The organism is Pseudomonas sp. BNK-44-b, assembly GCF_047456245.1.
Classification (GTDB): domain Bacteria; phylum Pseudomonadota; class Gammaproteobacteria; order Pseudomonadales; family Pseudomonadaceae; genus Aquipseudomonas; species Aquipseudomonas machongensis.
This window is the reverse complement of the sequence record NZ_CP179908.1, coordinates 1383717-1406974: the sequence shown is the minus strand read 5'-3', so window position 1 is coordinate 1406974 and position 23258 is coordinate 1383717. Positions and strand designations below refer to the sequence as shown.

At 62.4% G+C, this 23258-nt stretch carries 18 protein-coding genes; 10 read left to right on the top strand and 8 right to left on the bottom strand.

Going from position 1 to position 23258, the window contains the following annotated elements; genetic code table 11:
* Positions 1-113: 113 nt before the first annotated feature.
* From acnA to ACMGGG_RS06610, 3 genes are all read left to right on the top strand, one after another.
* On the top strand, positions 114-2855 hold the full coding sequence (gene acnA, locus ACMGGG_RS06620) for an aconitate hydratase AcnA (RefSeq protein WP_414155086.1): 2742 nt from the start codon (positions 114-116) through the stop codon (positions 2853-2855).
* Between the two features lie 103 nt (positions 2856-2958).
* Positions 2959-3735 (top strand): lysostaphin resistance A-like protein, encoded by a 777-nt coding sequence (locus tag ACMGGG_RS06615; protein WP_414155085.1) that lies wholly within the window; start codon positions 2959-2961, stop codon positions 3733-3735.
* 199 nt (positions 3736-3934) lie between these two features.
* Positions 3935-5500, top strand: coding sequence for a methyl-accepting chemotaxis protein (locus tag ACMGGG_RS06610; RefSeq protein ID WP_054892449.1), 1566 nt, complete (start codon positions 3935-3937; stop codon positions 5498-5500).
* 36 nt (positions 5501-5536) lie between these two features.
* Here the strand turns inward: ACMGGG_RS06610 and ACMGGG_RS06605 are convergent, their stop codons facing one another.
* The 5 genes from ACMGGG_RS06605 to ACMGGG_RS06585 form a co-directional block, all read right to left on the bottom strand.
* Entirely contained in the window at positions 5537-6421 is an 885-nt protein-coding gene (locus ACMGGG_RS06605) for a pseudouridine synthase (RefSeq protein ID WP_414155084.1), read from the bottom strand.
* 49 nt (positions 6422-6470) lie between these two features.
* Entirely contained in the window at positions 6471-6779 is a 309-nt protein-coding gene (locus tag ACMGGG_RS06600; RefSeq protein ID WP_054892451.1) for a hypothetical protein, read from the bottom strand.
* Positions 6780-6850: 71 nt separating this feature from the next.
* Entirely contained in the window at positions 6851-7282 is a 432-nt protein-coding gene (locus ACMGGG_RS06595) for a D-Ala-D-Ala carboxypeptidase family metallohydrolase (protein ID WP_414155083.1), read from the bottom strand.
* A gap of 90 nt (positions 7283-7372) precedes the next feature.
* Positions 7373-7609, bottom strand: coding sequence for a glutaredoxin family protein (locus tag ACMGGG_RS06590; RefSeq protein ID WP_414155082.1), 237 nt, complete (start codon positions 7607-7609; stop codon positions 7373-7375).
* A 68-nt stretch (positions 7610-7677) separates the two neighbouring features.
* The gene (locus ACMGGG_RS06585; protein WP_054892452.1) at positions 7678-8886 is read right to left on the bottom strand and encodes an ammonium transporter; all 1209 of its coding nucleotides are present in this window, start codon (positions 8884-8886) and stop codon (positions 7678-7680) included.
* A gap of 312 nt (positions 8887-9198) precedes the next feature.
* Here ACMGGG_RS06585 and ACMGGG_RS06580 point away from each other — a divergent pair, with 312 nt between their 5' ends.
* From ACMGGG_RS06580 to ACMGGG_RS06555, 6 genes are all read left to right on the top strand, one after another.
* Positions 9199-9513, top strand: coding sequence for a DUF883 family protein (locus ACMGGG_RS06580; protein WP_054892453.1), 315 nt, complete (start codon positions 9199-9201; stop codon positions 9511-9513).
* A 9-nt stretch (positions 9514-9522) separates the two neighbouring features.
* Positions 9523-9897 (top strand): phage holin family protein, encoded by a 375-nt coding sequence (locus ACMGGG_RS06575; protein ID WP_063544010.1) that lies wholly within the window; start codon positions 9523-9525, stop codon positions 9895-9897.
* On the top strand, positions 9894-10223 hold the full coding sequence (locus ACMGGG_RS06570; RefSeq protein ID WP_063544008.1) for a hypothetical protein: 330 nt from the start codon (positions 9894-9896) through the stop codon (positions 10221-10223). The genes ACMGGG_RS06575 and ACMGGG_RS06570 overlap by 4 nt, the downstream gene beginning before the upstream one ends.
* A 75-nt stretch (positions 10224-10298) precedes the next feature.
* A complete protein-coding gene (locus tag ACMGGG_RS06565) occupies positions 10299-11630 on the top strand; it encodes a deoxyguanosinetriphosphate triphosphohydrolase (RefSeq protein WP_125930368.1) in 1332 nt (443 codons plus the stop codon).
* A 277-nt stretch (positions 11631-11907) separates the two neighbouring features.
* Positions 11908-12528 (top strand): response regulator transcription factor, encoded by a 621-nt coding sequence (locus ACMGGG_RS06560; RefSeq protein WP_063544006.1) that lies wholly within the window; start codon positions 11908-11910, stop codon positions 12526-12528.
* A gap of 8 nt (positions 12529-12536) precedes the next feature.
* Positions 12537-16136, top strand: a complete 3600-nt coding sequence (locus ACMGGG_RS06555) for an ATP-binding protein (RefSeq protein WP_414155081.1) — start codon at positions 12537-12539, stop codon at positions 16134-16136.
* A gap of 7 nt (positions 16137-16143) precedes the next feature.
* On the opposite strand, the gene ACMGGG_RS06550 is transcribed toward ACMGGG_RS06555, so the two are convergent.
* Positions 16144-16488 carry a YggL family protein gene (locus ACMGGG_RS06550; RefSeq protein ID WP_054892459.1) on the bottom strand — a complete coding sequence of 115 codons (345 nt, stop codon included), beginning with the start codon at positions 16486-16488 and terminating at the stop codon, positions 16144-16146.
* A 186-nt stretch (positions 16489-16674) separates the two neighbouring features.
* Here ACMGGG_RS06550 and dacB point away from each other — a divergent pair, with 186 nt between their 5' ends.
* Complete coding sequence (dacB, locus tag ACMGGG_RS06545) at positions 16675-18138, top strand: D-alanyl-D-alanine carboxypeptidase/D-alanyl-D-alanine-endopeptidase (protein WP_054892460.1); 1464 nt, start codon at positions 16675-16677, stop codon at positions 18136-18138.
* Positions 18139-18180: 42 nt separating this feature from the next.
* Here the strand turns inward: dacB and ACMGGG_RS06540 are convergent, their stop codons facing one another.
* Both ACMGGG_RS06540 and rlmKL read right to left on the bottom strand, forming a co-directional pair.
* The gene (locus ACMGGG_RS06540; protein WP_414155080.1) at positions 18181-20568 is read right to left on the bottom strand and encodes a diguanylate cyclase; all 2388 of its coding nucleotides are present in this window, start codon (positions 20566-20568) and stop codon (positions 18181-18183) included.
* 94 nt (positions 20569-20662) lie between these two features.
* A complete protein-coding gene (rlmKL, locus tag ACMGGG_RS06535; protein ID WP_414155079.1) occupies positions 20663-22855 on the bottom strand; it encodes a bifunctional 23S rRNA (guanine(2069)-N(7))-methyltransferase RlmK/23S rRNA (guanine(2445)-N(2))-methyltransferase RlmL in 2193 nt (730 codons plus the stop codon).
* Between the last annotated feature and the right edge of the window lie 403 nt (positions 22856-23258).

Here is a 23258-nt window from a genome sequence, read left to right as displayed (position 1 = left end):
CCGCCAAAGCGGTCTAACCTGATTGTTCAGCCTGGCCCGTGCCGTGCGGGCCGATACAGAGCGGTGATACCGGTAACCACGACTGCCGGGCACCGGAGCACAAGGAGTTGGCAATGCCCTCGCTCGATAGCCTGAAAACCCTCAAGACCCTCCAGGTGGCCGACCGCGCCTACCACTATTTCAGCCTCACCGAGGCCGCCAGCCAGTTGGGCGACCTGCAACGCCTGCCCATGTCGCTCAAGGTCCTGCTGGAAAACCTGCTGCGCTGGGAAGATGGCAAAACTGTCACCGGCGACGACTTGCGAGCCCTGGCCGGCTGGCTGCAAGAGCGACGCTCCGACCGCGAGATCCAGTATCGCCCTGCGCGGGTACTGATGCAGGACTTCACCGGCGTGCCCGCCGTGGTCGACCTCGCCGCCATGCGCGCGGCCATGGCCAAGGCGGGCGGCGATCCCCAGCGGATCAACCCGCTGTCGCCGGTTGACCTGGTGATCGACCACTCGGTAATGGTCGACCGCTACGCCTCCGCCGAAGCCTTCGAACAGAACGTCGACATCGAGATGCAGCGCAACGGCGAACGCTACGCCTTCCTGCGCTGGGGCCAGAGTGCCTTCGACAACTTCCGCGTGGTGCCACCGGGCACGGGGATCTGCCACCAGGTCAACCTGGAATACCTTGGCCGCACCGTGTGGACCCGCGAGGAAGACGGGCGCACCTACGCCTTCCCCGACACCCTGGTCGGCACCGACTCGCACACCACCATGATCAACGGCCTGGGCGTGCTCGGCTGGGGTGTCGGTGGCATCGAGGCGGAGGCGGCGATGCTCGGCCAGCCGGTGTCGATGCTGATCCCCGAGGTGATCGGTTTCAAGCTCACCGGCAAGCTGCGCGAAGGCATCACCGCCACCGACCTGGTGCTGACGGTCACGCAGATGCTGCGCAAGAAGGGCGTGGTCGGCAAGTTCGTCGAATTCTATGGCGACGGTCTGGCCGACCTGCCGCTGGCCGACCGCGCCACCATCGCCAACATGGCGCCGGAATACGGCGCCACCTGCGGCTTCTTCCCGGTCGATGACGTCACCCTCGACTACCTGCGCTTGTCCGGTCGCCCCGACGAGACGGTGCAACTGGTCGAAGCCTACTGCAAGGCCCAGGGCCTGTGGCGCCTGCCTGGCCAGGAACCGCTGTTCAGCGACAGCCTGGCGCTGGACATGCACGAGGTCGAAGCCAGCCTCGCCGGGCCCAAGCGCCCGCAGGACCGAGTGGCGCTGTCCAAGGTCAGCCAGGCCTTCGACGGCTTCATCGAACTGCAGCCCAAGCCCTTGGCCAAGGAGGTCGGACGCCTGGAAAGCGAAGGGGGTGGCGGTGTTGCCGTGGGTAACGCCGACCAGGCCGGCGAGATCGACTACACGCACAACGGCCAGACCCACAAGCTGCGCGACGGCGCCGTGGTGATCGCGGCCATCACCTCCTGTACCAACACCTCCAACCCCAGCGTGATGATGGCCGCCGGGCTGGTCGCCAAGAAAGCCATCGAGAAAGGCCTGGCTCGCAAACCCTGGGTCAAGAGTTCGCTGGCGCCAGGTTCGAAAGTGGTCACCGACTACTTCAAGGCGGCCGGCCTTACCCCCTACCTCGATCAGTTGGGCTTCGACCTGGTCGGCTATGGCTGCACCACCTGCATCGGCAACTCGGGCCCGCTGGACGAGGCCATCGAGAAAGCGATCGGCAGCGCCGACCTGACCGTGGCGTCGGTGCTGTCGGGCAACCGCAACTTCGAAGGCCGGGTGCACCCGCTGGTCAAGACCAACTGGCTGGCCTCGCCACCGCTGGTGGTGGCCTATGCTTTGGCCGGCAGCGTGCGCGTGGATCTCACCCAGGATGCCCTGGGCACTGGCAAGGACGGCCAGCCGGTATACCTGCGCGATATCTGGCCCAGCCAACAGGAAATCGCCGACGCGGTGGCCAAGGTCGATACCGCCATGTTCCACAAGGAGTATGCCGAGGTGTTTGCCGGTGATGCCCAATGGCAGGCCATCGAAGTACCCCAGGCCGCTACCTATGTCTGGCAGGACGACTCCACCTACATCCAGCACCCGCCGTTCTTCGACGATATCGTCGGCCCGCTGCCGGAAATAGCCGACGTGCACGGGGCGCGCATTCTCGCGCTGCTCGGCGACTCGGTGACCACCGACCACATCTCTCCAGCCGGCAACATCAAGGCCGACAGCCCTGCCGGTCGCTACCTGCGCGACAAGGGCGTGGAGCCGCGCGACTTCAACTCCTATGGTTCACGTCGCGGCAACCACGAAGTGATGATGCGCGGCACCTTTGCCAATATCCGTATACGCAACGAAATGCTCGGCGGCGAGGAAGGCGGCAATACGCTGCATGTGCCCAGCGGCGAAAAACTGTCGATCTACGATGCCGCCATGCGCTATCAGGCGCAAGGCACGCCGCTGGTGGTGATCGCCGGGCAGGAATACGGCACCGGCTCCAGCCGCGACTGGGCCGCCAAGGGCACCAACCTGCTGGGGGTCAAGGCAGTGTTGGCCGAGAGCTTCGAGCGTATCCACCGCTCCAACCTGGTAGGCATGGGCGTTCTGCCCCTGCAGTTCAAGGCTGGCGACGATCGCAAGCGCCTGGGCCTGACCGGCAAGGAGCGCATCGATGTGCTGGGGCTCAGTGGCGCGCAGATCCGCCCGGGCATGAACCTGCAGTTGCGCATCCTGCGCGAGGATGGCCAGCAACAGGAGATCGAGGTGCTGTGCCGGATCGACACGCTCAATGAAGTCGAGTACTTCAAGTCGGGCGGGATTCTGCACTACGTGCTGCGGCAACTGATCGCCGGTTGAAGGGAAGGCATCGCGGGTTCGCCCGCGATGCCTCTGCGACGTGTCCTGGCGGCCTCGAGGTGAGTCAAAGCACCATATCGATTTGCCACCTACCGGATTTCCGATGTCGCCTGCCCACTGGATCGTCCTCGCCCTGCTTGGTCTGGGCTATGCCCTGGCCCTGTTCCACGGCCACCTGGGGCTCGCCGCCCTGCCCGCCTTGCTCGCCCTGTGTTGTACGGCACTGCTGGTGCGACGACCCGCAGGTTGGCAAAGAGTGCTCGGGCATGGTTTGTTCATCGTCCTGGCCCTTGCCCTGGCGCTGCACTGGTTGCCCGGTTTCCAGGGGGCAAAGGTCATCGACAAGGTGGTGTTCAGCGACGGCGCGCTGCCGTTCTCCATGTACCTGAACCTGGACAAGCCGCTGATCGGCCTCTGGATTCTGCTGGCTTGCCCCTGGATCCTGAGCCTGCGCGGGCGCGGTCTACTGCCAAGCCTCGGGCTGGTCTTGCCGCTGACACTGCTGGCTTGCCTGGGTGGCGCCTGGTCGCTTGGGATAGTGGGTTGGGCGCCGAAATGGCCGGAACAGACCTGGATCTGGGCCCTGAACAACCTGCTGCTGGTCAGCCTGACCGAAGAGCTGCTGTTCCGCGGCTATATCCAAGGTGGGCTGCAACGCCTGTTCAGGCACCAGGGGCTTGCATTGATCGTGGCCGCGCTGTTGTTCGGCCTGGCGCATCTGGGGAGCGGATGGCAGTGGTTCTACCTGGCAAGCCTGGCGGGTATCGGCTACGGCCTGGCGTATCGCCTCGGCGGCTTGAGCGCTGCGGTCGTGTGCCATTTCGCTGTCAATCTGACCCATTTCGCACTGTTTACCTATCCAATGCTGGCCCCACGCTGAATAACGAGTCATGATCGGACCATAACGTCATAAATCGTTAAAAATGCTGACATCTTGAATGCAAATGCAACCAACGAGCCGCTTCCCTAGCTGATGGCTCATAGCCACTTATTGCTCCAGGTCAAGCAAGTTAAATATTCATTCAATAAAACCATGGGCTTGCCGATACCTGTCGAAAGCCTTGCGGATTGAACAGCCAATGCGTAACAACCAGCCGATTACCCAGAGAGAACGGACTTTCCCTGCCCAGCAGCGGTTGATTTCCACCACCAACGCCAAAGGCGTGATCACCTACTGCAACGATGCTTTCATCGAAATCAGCGGTTTCTCACGCGAAGAGCTCACGGGAGCGCCACACAATCTGGTACGCCACCCTGACGTGCCCCCAGCAGTGTTCGCCCACATGTGGCAGACCCTCAAGCAGGGCCTGCCGTGGATGGGGATCGTCAAGAACCGCTGCAAGTCGGGCGACCATTACTGGGTCAATGCCTACGTCACGCCGATCTTCGACAACAACCAGGTAGTCGGTTTCGAGTCGGTGCGGGTCAAGCCCACGGCCGAACAGATCCGTCGCGCCGAAGCGCTTTACCAGCGTCTGAACCAGGGCAAGCCGGCGGTGCCGCGTCGTGACAAGTGGTTGCCGGTACTGCAGGACTGGCTGCCGTTCATTCTCATCAGCCAGATCGGCTTCCTCATCGGCAACTGGCTCGGCCACTCCTGGGGCTTTGCCCTGGCTGCTGCCGTTTCCGTCCCCCTCGGCCTGCTTGGCCTCACCTGGCAGCAGCGCGGCCTCAAGCGCCTGTTGCGCCTGGCCGAACAGACCACTTCCGATCCGCTGATCGCGCAGATGTTCACCGACAGCCGTGGCGTGCAGGCACGCCTGGAAATGGCCATGCTCAGCCAGGAATCCCGCCTGAAAACCTGCCTCACCCGGCTGCAGGACAGTGCCGAGCACCTGAGCGAGCAGGCGCGCCAGTCCGATGTGCTGGCGCACAAGAGTTCTTCGGGGCTGGAACGCCAGCGCGTGGAGACCGAGCAAGTCGCCGCTGCCGTCAACCAGATGGCTGCTACCACGCAAGAAGTGGCCAACCACGTGCAGCGCACCGCCGACGCCACCCAGGAAGCCAATCGCCTGACCAGCCAAGGCCGTCAGATCGCCGGGGAAACCCGCGAAGCCATCGAACGCCTCTCCGCAGCGGTGGGTGAAACCGGGCAGACCGTCACCCAATTGGCCAAGGACAGCGACGAGATCGGTGGTGTGGTCGATGTGATCAAGGGCATCGCCGACCAGACCAACCTGCTGGCGCTCAATGCTGCCATCGAAGCGGCCCGCGCCGGCGAAATGGGCCGGGGCTTCGCCGTGGTTGCCGACGAAGTGCGCCAGCTGGCGCAACGTACCGCCGAATCCACCGGACAGATCCACGGCCTGATCGCCAAGCTGCAGCAGACTGCCAGCAATGCCGTGCAAACCATGGAGACCGGCCACCGTCAGGCCGAGGAAGGCGTCGAGCGAGTGATGCAAGCCGACCAGGCGCTGGTAGGGATCAGCGAAGCGGTGGCCAACATCACCGACATGGCTACCCAGATCGCGGCTGCCACCGAAGAGCAGACTGCAGTGGCGGACGAGATCAGCCGTAACATCAGCACCATAGCCGATCTGGCCGACCAGACGGCAGAGCAGGCGCAGCATTCGGCACTGCTCAGTGAAGAACTGACCAGTACGGCTGGAACGCAGTACTCGCTAGTGGAGCGGTTCAACCGCTGAGTGACAAAAAAGGGGCTGCCTGAGGCAGCCCCTTTTTTACCAGTCCAGACTCAAACGGCTCTGGAAATACCGCTTTTCACCCGTCAGCGGATCGTCGAACCCTAGACTTTGCGCCAGCAGTTTCAATGGCCGCTCGTAGTCGTCCTCGCCCTCGAGCAATGTCGGGTAGAACGGATCGTTGCTGATCGCGGCGCCCAGTGCCGCCATGTGCACTCTCAACTGATGGGTCTTGCCGGTCACGGGCGAGAGCCCGTAACGCCACAGGTTACCGTTCTTCTCCAGGACTTCAGCCAGGGTCTCGCTGTTCGCCACCCCTTCGACCTCACGCATGCGAAAGAACGGCTCACCATGCTCCAGCCGACTACGGTGCACCAACGGAAATTCCCGCGTCGGCAGCGGTGCAGCGATGGCCTGGTAGCGTTTGTCGATGCGTCGCTCGGGAAACAGCCGCTGATAGGCGCTGCGCGACTGCGGATTGGACGAGAACAGCACCAACCCCGCCGTATGCCGGTCGATGCGGTGCAGCGGCACCAGATGGGGATTGTCCAGACGATGGATCAGGCGTCGAAGCAGGGTGTGCTCGACATATTCGCCCGTGGGTGTGACTGGCAGGAAATGCGGCTTGTCCGCCACCACCAGGTGCTCATCGCAATGCAAGATCGTTTCCTGGACGGGAATGGGCCTTTCATTGGGGACTTCACGAAAGTAATGCAGACGCATGCCACGGCGGTAAGGCAGATCGGCCGCCACTGCCCTGCCCTCGGCATCGAGCACTCGCCCTCGACTGAAGCGATCGAGCCATTGGTCACGACCAATGCCCTTGAAGTGATCGCACAGGCAATCGAGGACCGTGCTCCAATCGCCAGGCGGCAAACAAACGGTACTGGCTTGCTGGTGAGCGGGGTCGAACGGCGTGGACATGGCAGGCTCTGTAATCAATGAGCGGGCATTATCGCCAATGCCCGCTCACTCAACCAGCCTCGCCAACTTGCTCACAACGCGACTTGAGCCAGCGCAACACCTGCACCGCCTCCCAGCGTCCGGCATCATAAAGGGCGTAGACCACCCCCTCGTAGCCAACGACATCCAGCGGGCGATGAAACCCTGCGCGCTGGAACAGTGCCTCGATCTCGGCAAAGCAGGTATTGAAATGGACCTTGCCGAACGGAGTACGGTCGTCGGTCACCAAGCCCTCCATGCGCAGCTCGAGCACCGCATCGCACACCGCTTCCGGGGGCATGCGGTTGACGCTGTACTTCAGTTGCTCGACATTGTGCATCGCCTAACCCCCAATACTGTATCTTTATACAGCATACGAATACCGTGGCCATTCCGTCAATTCGCAACAGCTCATTGCAAGCCTGGCAGGTGGCCGGTCCCCTTGCGAACAGTCATTACCTGGCGCCTGGGGTTGTCGCGTGAAATGGCCAGGTGAACCCAGGTGTCGAACTCCAGGATCAGTTGATCGAACACAATGGAACTGTCGCGAATGCATTCGGCCAATTGCCGGGGCGTCATCGTTTTCACGCACATGTCGGCGGCCAGGCCGAGGCAATGCGCACTGTTGCGCACGCCGCCCACAAGCTGGTTGACGGTTTCATTGCGAAAACCGCTGGTGATCTGGATCGGGGAGTCGATCAAGGCTCGCACCTCTTCGAGCACCCCGCACAGCAAGCGCAGATTGGCCATGGCCTCGGGACCGGGATCGTTGGGTATAGCGTTGTGCGCGGCGGCCAGCGAAAACGTCATCTCTTCGAGCGTGAAGTTCGGCGTAAGAAACATGATGTGTCCCCGGGTGATCGGCTGTATCGGGCCAGCATCATCGACCAGGACCACACCGGACGGGATGAAGGAAACGCTCCCCTCTACCTGTCACTTGAGGAACGCCGCCACCTGCTGCGCGTCGAACGGCCAGAGCAGTTCGGTGCCGCTGTCGCAGCGACGCAAGACAGGGATGATCAAGCCGTAACGCTCGAACATGGACTCATCATCGGCGATATCAACCAATTCGACCCACAGCCCGTGCTCGACGAACGGCATCAACACAGCCTCGGCGACTTCACACAAATGGCACCCCAAGGTGCCGAACAATTGGCATTCAGGCAGCATTTTCAGTTCCCGGGCCCACTGAAGAGACGCTCATTCTAGGCTCGCCGGGAGCCGCCTGCATCTGTTGCTCAATCCTGGCTGGTGGCGCCGATACGGTGCAGGGACAGGTCCGCCCCCTGGAACTCCTGCTCATGGCTCAAGCGCAACCCATGTACCGCCCTGACCAGCCCGTACACGGCAAAGCCACCAGCCAAGGCCACCAGTACGCCTGCCAGGCTGCCAAACAACTGGCTCGCCAGGCTGACACCGCCCAGCCCTCCGAGCGCCGACTGGCCGAAGATACCGCACGCCAAGCCGCCCCAAACACCGCATACACCATGTAGCGGCCATACGCCCAGGACATCGTCGACTTTCCAACGATTCTGCGAGGCAGTGAAGCACCACACGAACAGTGCTCCCGCCACCAGCCCGGTCACCAGCGCGCCAACCGGATGCATGAGATCGGAACCGGCACACACCGCCACCAATCCGGCCAGCGGGCCATTGTGCAGGAAGCCTGGGTCATTGCGCCCGACCAGCAAGGCCGAGAGCGTGCCGCCCACCATCGCCATCAGCGAATTGATCGCCACCAGGCCGCTGACACCCTCCAGGGTCTGTGCGCTCATGACGTTGAAGCCGAACCAGCCGATGATCAGGATCCACGACCCCAGCGCGAGGAACGGGATACTGGAAGGAGCGAAAGCCACCAGCCGTCCATCACGGTACCGTCCGCGACGGGCACCGAGCAGGATGACGGCAGCCAGCGCCAGCCAGCCGCCCATGGCATGCACCACCACCGAACCGGCAAAGTCATGGAACGGTGCGCCGAACCGGGCTTGCAACCAGGCCTGGACGCCCAGGTTGCCGTTCCACACCGCCCCTTCGAAGAAGGGGTAGACGAAGGCCACGATCAGCGCGGTGGCACATAACTGCGGGGCAAAACGTGCACGCTCGGCGATGCCTCCGGAGATGATTGCCGGAATCGCCGCAGCGAAGGTCAGCAGGAAGAAGCACTTGACCAAGGCATAGCCATGATCGCTGGCCAACTCCGCAGCCGGCTGGAAGAAGCTGACGCCGTAGGCGATCCAGTAGCCGATGAAGAAATACACCAGCGCCGAGACGGCGAAGTCGCTGAGAATCTTGCACAGGGCATTGACCTGGTTCTTGTGCCGCACGGTACCGACCTCGAGAAAGGCGAAACCCGCGTGCATGGCCAGGACCAGAATGGCCCCCATGAGGATGAACAGGGTGTTGGAGCCATGGACCAGTGAGTCCATCGCGCTATGCATGTTTTCCATGGAATGGGCAGACCTGCTGAAAAGTGCACCAGGACAGTTCAGAAACCTTGCTCGCGCACCTGATCGGTGCCTGCCGTGCGCCCCATTTTGGGGGAGCGGCTACACAGGGAGTGGTTTTTTCTTGGGTTTGTCGTGGATTGGGTTAAGGTTTATCGGTGTCGGCCAGGGCCTTGCACGCATACGGGGCAGCGCCCGGCATCGACGCCCCGCGACACGGCAGAACAAAGCAAACGCCGTACCAGCGACAAGTGGTGAACCTTCCGCCACACTCATCACTCGAAATAGCCACACACATCGACAGGGAGAGACCCCATGGCCAGCAAATCGGCAAAGACTGCACAAGAGATCTTGATGGCTGACTTCCAGGCACTGGTGCGCGACACCGAGAAATTGCTCGCCGACACCGCCAATCTGGCGGGCGACCAGGCCGACGAGCTGCGTGGCCAGATCCACGACCGCCTGCAGCAGGCCCGCGAAAGCCTGCAACTGACCCAGGACTCGGTCCGCGAACGCGGTCAGGCAGCGCTGGGCAGTGCCGAGGAGTACGTACAGGAAAACCCATGGCAGGCCATCGGCATCGCGGCCGGTGTCGGGCTGCTGGTCGGCCTGCTCGCCAGCCGCCGCTGAGGAGGACGCATGGACAACGATGCCATCGGCGCCGGCGTTTCCGGCAGACGCCTCGGCGCGGCCATCCTGGGGCTGCTGCACAGCCACATCGAACTGTTCGGCATCGAATTGCAGGAGCAGAAAGGCCGAACCCTTCGCCTGCTGCTGTTCGCCGGCCTGGCACTGGTATTCGCCCTGCTCCTGCTGACCGCGCTGTCAGGGCTGATCCTGGTACTGCTGTGGGACAGCTACCGATTGGCCGGCATCGTCGGCCTTTGCGTGTTCTACAGCGCCGCGGCACTCTTTTGCGGCTTGCGCCTGAAGGCCGCTGTGTTCGATGAATCTTCACCGTTCAACAGCACCCTCGAAGAACTCGCCAAGGACCGGGAGCGCCTGTTGCCATGAGCCTGCCTGAACTGCCTAATACCCGTAATCCTCGCGAACTGCGCAAGGCGCTGCTACGCCTGCGTCTGGAAATGCACCGCCAGGAGATCCGCCACGAGTCCCGTCAACTGCTCGAGCCGGTCCAGCGCCTGCGCGGCATGGGCGCATCAGTCCAAAACGGCCTCGGCATCAAGCACGCTCCGCTGTGGGGCCTGGGTGTCGTGGTCGCCATGGGCTTTCTGACCGGAAAGGGCGTGCGCAGCGGCAACCTGGCGCGCCTGGTGCGCCTGGGTGGCAGCCTGGCCCCTCTGGTGCGCCTGTTCCTGCAGAACGGCCGTCATCGCTGAAACGAGGCGCCCGCCGCTTGCGCGGGCGCCCGTGACACGGGAAGCTATGGCCACCATCTGACGGGAGATCGAGCCTTGGACTGGCATACCCTGCTCAACCGCGAACGCCTCGGCAAAGCCTTGTACAGCCCCGAAGAACTGGGCCGCAGCCCATTCCACAAGGACCATGACCGCATCATCTTCTCCGGCGCCTTCCGCCGCCTGGGGCGCAAGACCCAGGTCCACCCGGTGTCCAGCAACGACCACATCCACACCCGCCTCACCCACTCCCTCGAAGTCAGTTGCGTAGGCCGCTCGCTGGGCATGAGGGTCGGCGAGACCCTGCGCGCCAACCTGCCCGACTGGTGTGCACCAAGCGACCTGGGCATGATCGTGCAATCGGCCTGCCTGGCTCACGACATCGGTAACCCACCGTTCGGCCACTCCGGTGAAGACGCCATCCGCCACTGGTTTCAGCAGGCAGCGGGCCGTGGGTGGCTCGACGACATGAGCGACGACCAACGTGCCGACTTTCTCAACTTCGAAGGTAACGCCCAGGGTTTTCGCGTGCTCACCCAGCTGGAATACCACCAGTTCGACGGCGGCACCCGCCTGACTTACGCCACCCTTGGCACCTACCTCAAGTACCCATGGAGCGCCCGTCATGCCGACGCGCTGGGGTACAAGAAACACAAGTTCGGCTGCTACCAGAGCGAACTGCCGCTGCTGCAGCAGATCGCTCACAAGCTGGGCCTGCCACAGCTCGAGGAACAACGCTGGGCTCGTCACCCGCTGGTGTACCTGATGGAGGCCGCGGACGACATCTGCTACGCGCTGATCGACCTGGAGGACGGCCTGGAGATGGAGCTGCTGCAGTACGCCGAGGTCGAGGCGCTGCTGCTGGACCTGGTCGGTGACGACCTGCCCGACACCTATCGGCAACTGGGCCCGGCGGACTCTCGTCGGCGCAAGCTGGCCATTCTGCGCGGCAAGGCCATCGAGCACTTGACCAACGCCGCCGCCGAGGCCTTCGTCGAACAGCAACAGGCACTGCTGGCCGGGCATCTGGCAGGGGACCTGGTCGAGCACATGCACGGACCGGCCAAGCACTGTGTGCTGCAGGCCAAGGATATCGCGCGCAAGAAGATCTTCCAGGACAAGCGCAAGACCCTGCACGAGATCGGCGCCTATACCACGCTGGAGATCCTCCTCAACGCCTTCTGCGGCGCAGCGCTGGAGCAACACGGCGGGCGCACGCCGTCATTCAAGAGTCGGCGTGTGCTGGACCTGATCGGCAACCACGCCCCCGATCCACACGGCACCCTGCACAACGCCTTCCTGCGCATGATCGACTTCATCGCTGGCATGACCGACAGCTACGCCAGTGAAATGGCTGGAGAAATGACAGGACGCTCCAGCCCTCATTGACAAACAACGAGGGACGGTCAGCCGCGGCTTGCCGTCCCTCTTGAGAGAAACTTCCTACGCAACCACTGTGCCATTAAATACTCAGAAGAATAATTTGAGATTTGGTGACTTTCTCGTCTTGACTCCTTACAAAACTCATACATATCCAAGCTGCGTGTAGTACTTGGACGTAGGTCTTTTCCCATATATGGCGTTACGCCTAGCCTCTCATGCGCGAAGGCGGTCAACTGCGATAAGGTTTTGTTTGCATCTGACAATCGCCGACTGGGAAGTTGATATGAGCTCCATATTTATTGTTGATGACCACCCCGTGATTCGCCTGGCCATTCGCATGTTGCTGGAAAATCAGAGCTACAAGGTCATTGGCGAGTCTGACAACGGCGTCGAGGCCATGCAGATGATCCGTGAGACCCAGCCTGACCTGGTCATCCTCGACATCAGCATCCCCAAGCTCGACGGTTTGGAAGTCCTGGCACGTTTTCAGACCATGGGGCTGCCACTGAAAGTGCTGGTACTGACGGCACAGTCGCCTGCGTTGTTCGCGATCCGTTGCATGCACTCAGGCGCTGCCGGATTCGTATGCAAGCAGGAAGATCTGAGTGAATTGCTCAGCGCAGTCAAGGCCGTACTTTCTGGTTACAACTACTTCCCCAGCCAGGCAATGAACCCCCACCAGGAAATATCCGCTCGTGACATGGATCTTTTCCGACAAGTTAACGACAGAGAGTTGATGGTTCTTCAACTTTTCGCACAGGGGCGCAGCAACAAGGAAATAGCCAAAGGCATGTTCCTCAGCAACAAGACGGTCAGCACCTACAAAAAACGCCTGATGCAGAAGTTAAGGGTCGATACCTTGGTCGACCTGATCGAAGTGGCCAAGCGCAACGCGCTGGTCTGAGGTGGATCATGCCGAGGTACATCGTCTGCGTGCTGCTGACCCTGCTCAGCCTGGGTTGCCAGGCTCAAACGAAGCAGGAGCCCGCCCCCAGGAAACTCAACCTGCTGGTCCGCTCCACCTCCGAAGCAACCGTGCCAGCTTTTTCGACCGCGCAGCAGCAATGGCTGCAATGCCGCACCAGCCTGATACTGGGAACCTCAACGCCCAACAATCCGCCCTTCGACGTCACCAATGGCAACGAATATCAAGGCTTGACAGCGGAGTATGCCGGCCTGATCGGCAGGGCACTGGGGCTGGAAATAAAGGTGCTGCGCTTTAATCACCGCCAGGACGCAGTGGAAGCACTCAAGGCCGGGCGCATCGATCTGCTTGGCAGTGCAAACGGCTATGAGGCCGCGGTCGGGGGGGTGGCGCTGTCCAAACCCTACGCTGTAGATCGCCCCGTTCTGGTCACCCGTGAAGACGAGACACGCCCCCTCGACCTGGGGCTCGCCGACTTGCGCCTGAGCACGCTATATCACTACCTGCCGCTCGAGGATATACATGCGCTTTACCCGCAAGCCCAGCTGAAAACCTTCGGTTCCACCTCCGAAGCGCTGAACGCTGTCGCATTTGGCCAGGCCGACGTCTTTCTCGGCGATACCATTTCGACTCACTTCCAGCTTACCCGCGGTCATCTGCCACAGCTGCGCATGAGCAATTTCGGCAAGCACGAAGCCGTGGGCTTCAGCTTTGCCGTGCGTGCCCAGGATGAGCTGTTGATGAGCCTGATCAACACCATCCTGGACAGCCAGCCGGCCAGCGTCAGGAATTCGATCTTCAAGCGCTGGAGCGCGGGCAGCGACCTGCTGCTTACCGATCGTCGGCTGCAACTGACGCCGCGCGAGCAGCAATGGCTACATGATCACCCGAGCATGCGCGTGGTGGTAAACGATACCTCGGCTCCCCTGTCATTCTTCGACGGCAACGGCCATTTCCGCGGCATCACTGCCGACCTGCTGGAGCTGGTTCGACTGCGCACCGGCTTGCGTTTCGAGATCCAACGCGCTACCGGGATAAAGGAAATGATCCAGTCACTCGCGCAGGGCAGTGCTGACCTGATTGCCGCACTTGCCATCGCATCGCCTGCCCGAACAGACCTGCAACTCAGTCGCCCGTATCTCGAGAGCCCCTATGTACTGGTTACCCGCAGCGGCCGACCGTACACGTCGCTGGAACATCTGAATGGCCGCCGGGTCGCCGTTACACGACATACCTCCCCCTCCGTCCTGCTGGCGACGGCACACCCGAAGATCCGACTGATCGAGACCGAAAGCACTTTCTACTCCATGGCCCTGCTGGGCAGCGGCGCCGTGGACGCAGCGATCACCACGCTGCTGGATGCCAATCACGCCATCGCCGCCAACAACGATCTGGTGATCCGCAGCACCGTCGGCAACGACCCGGCCACCTTCTCCATGGCCAGCGTCAAGGACGCCAGCCCCCTGGCCTCCATCCTCGACAAAGCCTTGCTGAGCATCACGCCTGAAGAGCTGGGTGTCATCAACAGTCGCTGGCGCGGTTATGCATTGCACGATGGTGGCCAATGGCGCGAGTACCAGCGCCTGGTGCTGCAGGTCGTTCTGGGGATCGGCATCCTGCTGTTACTGGCGCTGGCCTGGAACGCCTACTTGCGACGCCAGATACGGCAGCGTCGCCGGGCAGAACGCGCCTTGAACGATCAGCTCGAGTTCATGCGCGCCCTGCTCAATGGAACCCCTCACCCGATGTACGTACGCGATCGCGAAGGACGGTTGCAAAGCTGTAACGACAGCTATCTGGAGGCCGTCGACGCGAGTGCCGACGCGGTCATGGGCAAACTGCTCCATGAAAGCCTGTTCAGCAACTGCGACTATACCCGGCAGATCCAAACCGACTATCTGCAGGTAATGGAAGCAGGCACGCCGCTGATCATCGACCGCCCCCTGCGTCTCAAAGACCGCGAACTGACCATCTACCACTGGATCCTTCCCTACCGCGACTCGCTGGGCGAAGTGCAAGGCATCATCGGCGGCTGGATCGACATCAGCGAACGCCGCAAGCTGATCCAGGACCTGCGCCTCGCGAAACAGCAGGCCGACGATGCCAACCGGGCCAAAAGCACCTTCCTCGCGACCATCAGCCATGAAATCCGCACGCCGATGAACGCCGTCATCGGCATGCTCGAACTCGCGGCCAGACGCGCCGATCAGGGGCAGTTGGACAAAGCGTCGATCGAGGTCGCCTATCATTCGGCACGGGACCTGCTCGGGCTGATCGGCGATATTCTCGACATCGTCAGAATAGAGTCCGGGCATATGTCCCTGAGCCCTGAACCGATCGATCTGGCATCCCTGATCGAATCGGTGCGACGGGTATTCGAAGGTCAGGCACGAGAAAAAGGCCTGCTGCTGGAAGTGGTCATAGATCCCTCGGCACGTTGCCACGCCCTGCTCGATCCACTGCGCTTCAAGCAGGTGCTCTCCAACCTGGTGAGCAACTCGATCAAATTCACCAACGACGGCCATGTACGCATCAAAGCCTCGGTACAGAAGAGCGAGCGCGACATGCTTGAGCTGGAAGTGCGCGACAGCGGGATCGGCATTCACGATGACGACCTGCGACGGTTGTTCACCCCCTTCGTACAGGTCGACCCTCAGAGCGAAAGCGCCCGTGCCGGCACCGGGCTGGGCCTGGCGATCTGTCGCACCCTGTGCGAAATGATGGGCGGCCAACTGGCGATCAAGAGCCTGCAGGGCGTGGGTACCCAGGTGCGACTACTGATGCCGCTGCAGCGCGTGGCACCGCCCCCGGACAGCGTCGTGCAGCCCCCGCACATAGAGGCACCCGACACGCGGCTCAGGGTTCTTGTCATCGACGACCATCCCGCCAACCTGCTGTTGATGGCCCAGCAACTGACCTACCTGGGGCTCTGGCATGACAGCGCCCGCGACGGTCAGGAAGGGCTGGAAAAATGGCGGCATACAGACTTCGACGTGCTGATCCTGGACTGCAATATGCCGCGCATGAATGGCTACCAGCTGGCAGAAGTCCTGCGCAGTGAAGAACGCCAACGGGGCAAGACGCCTTGCACCATTCTCGGCTACACCGCCAACGCCCAACCGGAAGTGCGCCAGCGCTGCCTGAACGCCGGCATGAACGACTGCCTGCTCAAGCCCATCAGCCTGCAAACCCTCGGCTTGCATCTGGCCAGCGTGAGCCCCTCGCAACGGCGGCAAGCACAAGAACCTTTCGACCTCGACGCACTGGCGAAGATCGTCGGTGACCGCTGCGAAGACCGGGCAAGAATGCTGGCTACTCTGCAACTGAGTCTCGAGCAGGACTTCACTCTACTGATGGCCCTGGACCCCGAACACGACGCACAGGCCATCGTCGACCAAGCGCACAAGATTCTTGGCGTGGCACGCATGTTGGATGCAAAGGGATTGATGGAGGCTTGTCAGGCGCTGGAAACAGAGGGTCTGTCGTCGACGCAACTGAAACTGCGTCGCCAGGCACTGGCGCGGCAGATGCGCCGCATAGAGAAGGCCTTGGCCGGTCAGCGTTGCCGACCAGCCAAGGCACAGTGACGCGGGATCAGGAAGCCGAGTTGATCGGCTTGTCCGGATACCAGGCATCCAGCAGCGGGCTGACTTCGATCTTGGTGAGCTCGCTGCGGCCCTTGAGCCACGCCTCGACAGTGGCGCGCTGCTCTTCGCTGACCGAGCCACGCTTGGCCAGGCAGACCAGGCCGAAGTCATCACCACCGACATAGTCCAGGCCGTTGGCGTCCATGGCTTCTGCCAGGAAGGCGTCGAGGAAGGCATCGATGGCTTCGTCGGACAGGTCTTCCTTGAAGTCCAGGTTCAGTTCGAAACCCAATTCCTGGAATTCATCCACGCACAGCTTCTTGCGCAGACGACGGGAACGGTTGGTAGCCATTGAAACAATCCTCTTGAGTAATTACGCGCGGCACTTTACCAGTTTCCGCGCCAGAGCGGCGCTTTTGTGTCGAACCTGCCCACAAACAGCACGCTTGGGGCATAATGCGCACTATATTTCGCCAAGGGGCCATCATCTCTTACAGCCCCGTCATCCCTTTCCCTCGCCCGCAGGGTTACAGCACTCATGATCAAGACGCTTCGCCCACTGCTTTTCGCCGGCCTACTCCTTCCCATCGCCTTGCCCAGCCAGGCTGCCGCCGTCAACACCAGCTTGCCACCGAAGGTGCAGCAGGCACTCAAGACCAACAAGCTGCAGGACAATGCCCTGTCGCTGGTGATGCTGCCACTCGATGGACCGGGCACGCCGACCATCTTCAATGCCGATGTCTCGGTCAACCCGGCCTCGACCATGAAACTGGTGACCACCTACGCCGCCCTCGAATTGCTCGGCCCGACCTTTCAGTGGAAGACCGAGTTCTACACCGATGGCACCCTGAACAACGGCGTGCTCAACGGTAACCTCTACCTCAAGGGTGGCGGCGATCCGAAACTGAACATGGAAAAGCTCTGGTTGCTGATGCGTGACCTGCGTGCCAACGGTGTGCGCACCGTCACCGGGGACCTGGTACTGGACCGCAGCCATTTCGTTCAACCCACCCTGCCGCATTTCGACGATGATGGTGGCGACGTCAACAAGCCCTTCCTGGTCAAGCCGGACTCGCTGCTGGTCAACCTCAAGGCCCTGCGCTTCGTGGCCCGCAACGATGGCGGCAAGGTCGTGGTTTCGGTCGAGCCGCCCATCGCCAGCATCCGCATCGACAATCAGGTCAAGGCCGTGGCCTCGAAGCAATGCACCGGCGATGTACGCTACAACCCCGTGGTGCAGCCCGATGGCGTGAGCGTCACGGTCAGTGGGCAGCTCGGCGACGGCTGCAACTCGCAAACATATCTGGCCCTGCTCGACCACCCCGCCTATGCGGCCGGTGCAGTCAGGGCGATCTGGAACGAGCTCGGCGGCAGCATCCAGGGCCGTGACCGCATCGAAAACGTGCCCAAGAGCGCACGCCTGCTGGCCCGGGCCTTCTCGCCAGACCTGGTCGAGGTGATCCGCGATATCAACAAATACAGCAACAACACCATGGCCCAGCAACTGTTCCTCAGCCTGGGCGCGCAATTTCGCACCGATGCCGACGGCGACGATGCCCGCGCGGCACAGCGTGTCGTGCGCCAGTGGCTGGCCAAGAAAGGCATCACCGCACCGCACCTCGTGATGGAGAACGGCTCTGGCCTTTCACGCGCCGAGCGTGTCAGCACACGTGAAATGGCGGCTTTGCTGCAAGCCGCGTGGAAGAGCCCCTATGCGGCCGAATTCATCAGCTCGATGCCATTGGTGGGCATGGATGGCACCATGCGCAAGCGCCTGAAGCGCACCGCCATGACCGGCGAGGCGCACATCAAGACCGGCACCCTCAACACCGTACGCGCGATCGCAGGCTTCAGTCGCGACAGCAACGGTCATACCTGGGCCGTGTCGGCGATTCTCAATGATCCAAAGCCGTGGGGCGCCTCCCAGGTCCTGGATCAGGTGTTGCTGGAGCTCTACCGCCAGCCCAAGGTCGGCACCGGGACTGTCGGCGTAGTGCCCTGACAGAAACGGACAAACCGGGGCTGTCACCCAGCCCCGGCCACCTCAAGGCAACTCCGCTTCCACGCGATCGCGCCCGGCCTGCTTGGCCGCATAGACCCCCGCATCCGCTCGCAGCAACAAGGCATCAGCCCCTTCACCGACACGCCATCCCGCCACGCCGAAACTGGCCGTCACCAGGCCGACCCCCTCGACCGGCACACCGCGTACTCCCTGCCACAGCTCCAACGCAAGCTTGCGGGCCTGCTCGGCATTGCTGCCCGGGCACAGCACCATGAACTCCTCGCCTCCCAGCCGGCAGAACACATCGGTCCGCCGCAAGCGATGGCCAATGCGCTGGCAAAGGCTGCGCAACACGCGATCGCCGACAGCATGGCCAAACTGGTCGTTTATGCATTTGAAGTGGTCGATATCGAGCATGATCACTGCCAGGTCCAGATCATCACGCTGGGCCCGCTCCAGCTCGACCTTGAGTCGCTCCTGGAAGTAACGCCGATTGTGGATGCCGGTAAGGACATCAGTCACCGACAATGCACGCAACTCCTCCTCCACCCGCTTGAGATCGGAGATGTCCGTCAGATAGCCATGCCAAAGGGTACAGCCCTCCTCCCCGATCTCCGGCGTTGCCTCCCCCCGCACCCAACGCAGACCGGCGCGGGGCAGGCAGACGCGGTACTCCTCGCGCCAGGGCGTCATACGCTCGGCCGACTGGCGCACCGAACGGCGCACCCGATCAAGATCGTCCGGATGAATGCGCTCGAACACCGTCGATGCGTCTTGGCGCAGCAGCTGCAGATCCACTTCATAAATGTCCAGCAGCCCGGCGCTGGCGTAGGGAAAACACGAATGGCCGTCGGCATCCAGACGATATTGGTAGATGCCGCCCGGCACCTCGGCACTGAGCTTCTCCAGCAGCCGATCACGGGCGGCCAACGCTTCATGAACACGACGACGCTCGGTGACATCGATGCAAATGGCCAGGTAACCCACCCACAAGCCTTGCTCGTCGAGCACCGCCGTCACCAGCATGTTGGCCAGCAAATGACTGCCGTCCTTGCGCATCAGGGTCCACTCCGCGGGCTCCCCTGCACCACCCTGCACGGTTTCGGCGAACATCGCCTGGCCTGCCGTGATCTCGCGCCCATAGCGCAGACTCAAGGCATGGGCACGCTGGCGCAGTTCGTCCGGCTGGACCAGATCCTCCAGCGTCAGGTGACCGAGCGCTTCGTCGGCCGAGTACCCCAGCATGCGCTGGGCTCCGGCATTGAAGGTGCTGATCACGCCCCGCAGGCTGGTGGCAATGATCGCTACCTGGGTCGCGGCATCCAGCACGCTGCGTAGCTGGTTGTGAGTCTCACGCAGCGACTGCTCGCTCACGCGCAGTGCCGCCGTGCGCTGCTCTACCAGGGTCAAAGCACGTTGACGCTGGCTGAACAGGCTGTAGAGCAAGGCGCTGAGCAACAGGCTCAACAAGCCACCGAGCAGCGTCACGGTGAACACCGCCGAGGAACGGTTGGCCTGGAGGAAGGCTTCGCTGGGGCGAATATCGAGCTGATAGTGGTGGTCGGCCAGATGCAGCAATTGGCTGCTGGTCAAAGGCAATGGCGCGCTTAGGTTGCCCGAATCGTACAACGTCTCATGGCCCTGGCTGCCCGACAGATCGAGGATACGTACCACCAGGTTATCGTCCGACGCGGTCGGCAGCCCCTCGCCAATCAGCTGACGCATGCTCAACAAGGCCATGACATAACCGGCAGGCGGCCCGCTCGGCGCCGACGCGGTGAACACCGGTGCGACGATCAGCAGGCCACGGGTGTAGGCCGGCTCGACATCGATCATGTCCAGTGGGGAGGAAACCGCCAGGCTGCCGGGCGTGGTGGCGCGGTCCAACGCATCCTGGCGCTGAGGCTGGCTACGCAGGTCGAGCCCGTAAGGCTGGTCGTGCTGGCGGGTGGCCTGGGTGTAGAGCACCGGATAATAGAAGGCCCGTGACGGCGATGCCTGCCAAAGGCCTTGGGCATCGAAATCACGAATCTGATAGGGGCGCCCCAGCCAGGTGCTGGCGCGGCGCTCGAAGGCATCGCGCTCGTCGGCTTCGACCCGCGGCGCCCAGGAATATGCCTGGGTACGGTGCAACAAGGGGCGGGCGTAACCGTCGAACTCCTCGGGGAGAATGTCACTGGAATAGGTGAAGAAGCGCCGCAGACCGTCCAGGCGCTGTTCCTGCTCCTCGAAGCGTTCGGCGATACGGCTATAGCGCTCACTGGCCAGCAGTTCGAAGCGCTGACGCAACTGCTGCTTGTAGAAGGCGTGGGCGGCGAAGGCCAGCGCAGCAGTGAGCAACCCGCCGGCCACCAGCGCGACCAGCGCAACGGCCCAGGCCGAGAGCGCCTCGCTGATCAGGCCGAACATCTTCGCACGCACCCTCGACATAGAGCATTCTCACCACGTCAGCGTCCTGCGAATTGTTCGGCCCTGGGCTGATTTATAGCCATTAGCCATCAGCGCTGCAATGCACTTCTTCTCTTCAGCGTAGCTGCAGGCGCCAGGCCCGGTGGATGCGGTTATTGCGGGCAAAATCCGGATCCAGGGTCTGTGCGCTGATCTCTTCCACCGCATAGCGCTCGAGCAGGTGCTCGTCGAGCTGGAACTTGCGGAAGTTGTTGGAGAAGTACAACACGCCCCCCGGCGCCAGACGCGCCATCGCCAGGTCCAGCAGACGCACGTGGTCACGCTGCACGTCGAACACCCCCTCCATGCGCTTGGAGTTGGAGAAGGTCGGTGGGTCGATGAAGATCAGGTCGTAGCTGTCCTGGGCATTCTCCAGCCAGGCCATCACATCGCTCTGTTCCAGGCGGTTGCGCTCGGAGAAGCCATTGAGCGACAGGTTGCGCCGCGCCCAATCCAGGTAGGTTTTCGACAGGTCGACGCTGGTGGTACTGCTCGCCCCCCCCTTGGCCGCATGCACGGTGGCGGTAGCGGTGTAGCAGAACAGGTTGAGGAAGCGCTTGCCCGATGCTTCGCGCTGGATACGCAGACGAATCGGACGGTGATCGAGGAACAGGCCGGTGTCCAGGTAGTCGGTCAGGTTGACCAGCAGCTTGACGCCGCCTTCGCTGACTTCCTGGAAGCGCCCTTCCGTGGCCTGACGCTCATACTGGCGTGTACCGCCCTGACGCTCGCGGCGCTTGAGCACCACGCGCTGAGGATCGACACCCAGGGCCTGGGGAATCGCAGCCAAGGCATCGAGCAGGCGCGCCTGGGCCTTGTCCGGGTCGACCGAACGCGGCGCTGCGTATTCCTGAACGTGCACCCAATCATGATACAGATCGACCGCCAGGGCATATTCGGGCATGTCGGCATCGTACAGACGGTAGCAGTCGACCTGCTCGCGGCGGGCCCACTTGCCCAGCTGCTTCAGATTCTTCTGCAAGCGGTTGGCGAACATCTGCGCGCCTTCGGAAAGGCGTGCCGGTTCATGGGCCACGGCCGGTGCCGCACGCGAGTCGCCGGCCTGATCATCGGTGGGGCGACGCTCACCCGTCACGAACTGGTCGGGCTGGACCTTGAACAGCAACAGCTTGCACGGCAGCGCACCGTTCCAGAACGCATACTGCTTGTGGCTGCGGATGCCCATGCGCTTGCCCAGTTCGGGTGCGCCGGTGAACACCGCCGCTTCCCAGCCCATGCAGGCCTGGCGCAGGCGCTCGCCGAGGTTCTGGTAGAGGTACAGCAGGCTCGCCTCGTCCCCCAGACGCTCGCCATAGGGCGGGTTGCTGATGACCAGGCCTTTCTGGTTCTGGTCCGGGCGCGGCTCGAAGCTGGCGACTTCGCCCTGGTAGATCTTCACCCAGTCACCCAGGCCTGCGCGCTCGACGTTGTTGCGTCCGGGCTGAATCAACCGCGGATCGGCCTCGTAGCCGCGAATCCACAACGGCGGCTTGGCCAGGCCCGCCTGGGCACGGGCCTGGGCCTCGTCATGCACCTTGCGCCACAGCGCTGGGACATGGCCCTGCCAGGCACTGAAGCCCCAACGCTCGCGCTTGAGGTTCGGTGCAATATCGGCGGCAATCATCGCAGCTTCGACGAGGAAGGTCCCGACACCGCACATGGGGTCGGCCAACGCGCCGCCCTCGGCGGCAATACGCGGCCAACCGGCGCGGATCAACACCGCGGCAGCCAGGTTTTCCTTGAGCGGTGCAGCACCCTGCTGCAGGCGATAGCCGCGTTGGTGCAGGCTGTGGCCGGAAAGGTCGATGGACAGGATGGCTTCGCCGCGGTCCAGGCGCAGGTGGACACGCAGGTCGGGGTCGATCTTGTCCACGGATGGTCGCTGGCCTTCACGGTTGCGCAGCTTGTCGACAATCGCGTCCTTGACCTTGAGCGCACCGAAGTGGGTGTTGTCGATGCCCGATCCATGGCCACTGAACTCCACCGCCAGAGTGCCGTCGGCGGCCAGGTGGTCCTGCCAGTCGACACCGTGCACGCCATCATAGAGGTCGTCGGCGTTTTTCATGGCGAAGCGCTTGACCACCAACAGCACGCGGTTGGCCAGGCGCGACCAGAGGCACAGCCGGTAGGCAGTTTCCATGTCGGCCGCGCCGCGGATCGCCGAGGTGTGCTCGCGCACGTCGGCCAGGCCCAGGCCGCGGGCTTCTTCCGCAAGCAGCCCTTCCAGGCCTTTGGGGCAGGTGAGATAGAGTTCGAGTGAGTCCGACATGTAGATTCCAGAGCCTCTGGGCTGTGTGCTGGCAACGCGACGCATCGCTGTTGCCTGAGTTTGCCGGATACCCTTCCAGCAGGTATCCGGGTGGCGTGCCGATCATTCGGCAAACCGGGCCACCCGATCGACATCCAGCGCCAGGTGGCGCAAGGCGGTTTGATCGTCGGGCAGTGTGAAAATTTCGTCTAACGAAGGCATCGATGTGACCCTTCGTCGCATTACCAGATGTTGCGTCAGTTCGATGGCGCCAATGGCCAAATGATTTCAATCATCGGCAAACCCTCATCATAGCGGGACAAAACCTAAACAAGGTTGAGTCGCATTTATTTACTTATCCCCTCACCCCTGGAAAGGTTACGTCCTTATGACAAATTGATCATTCACACTGTGACCCGCATTG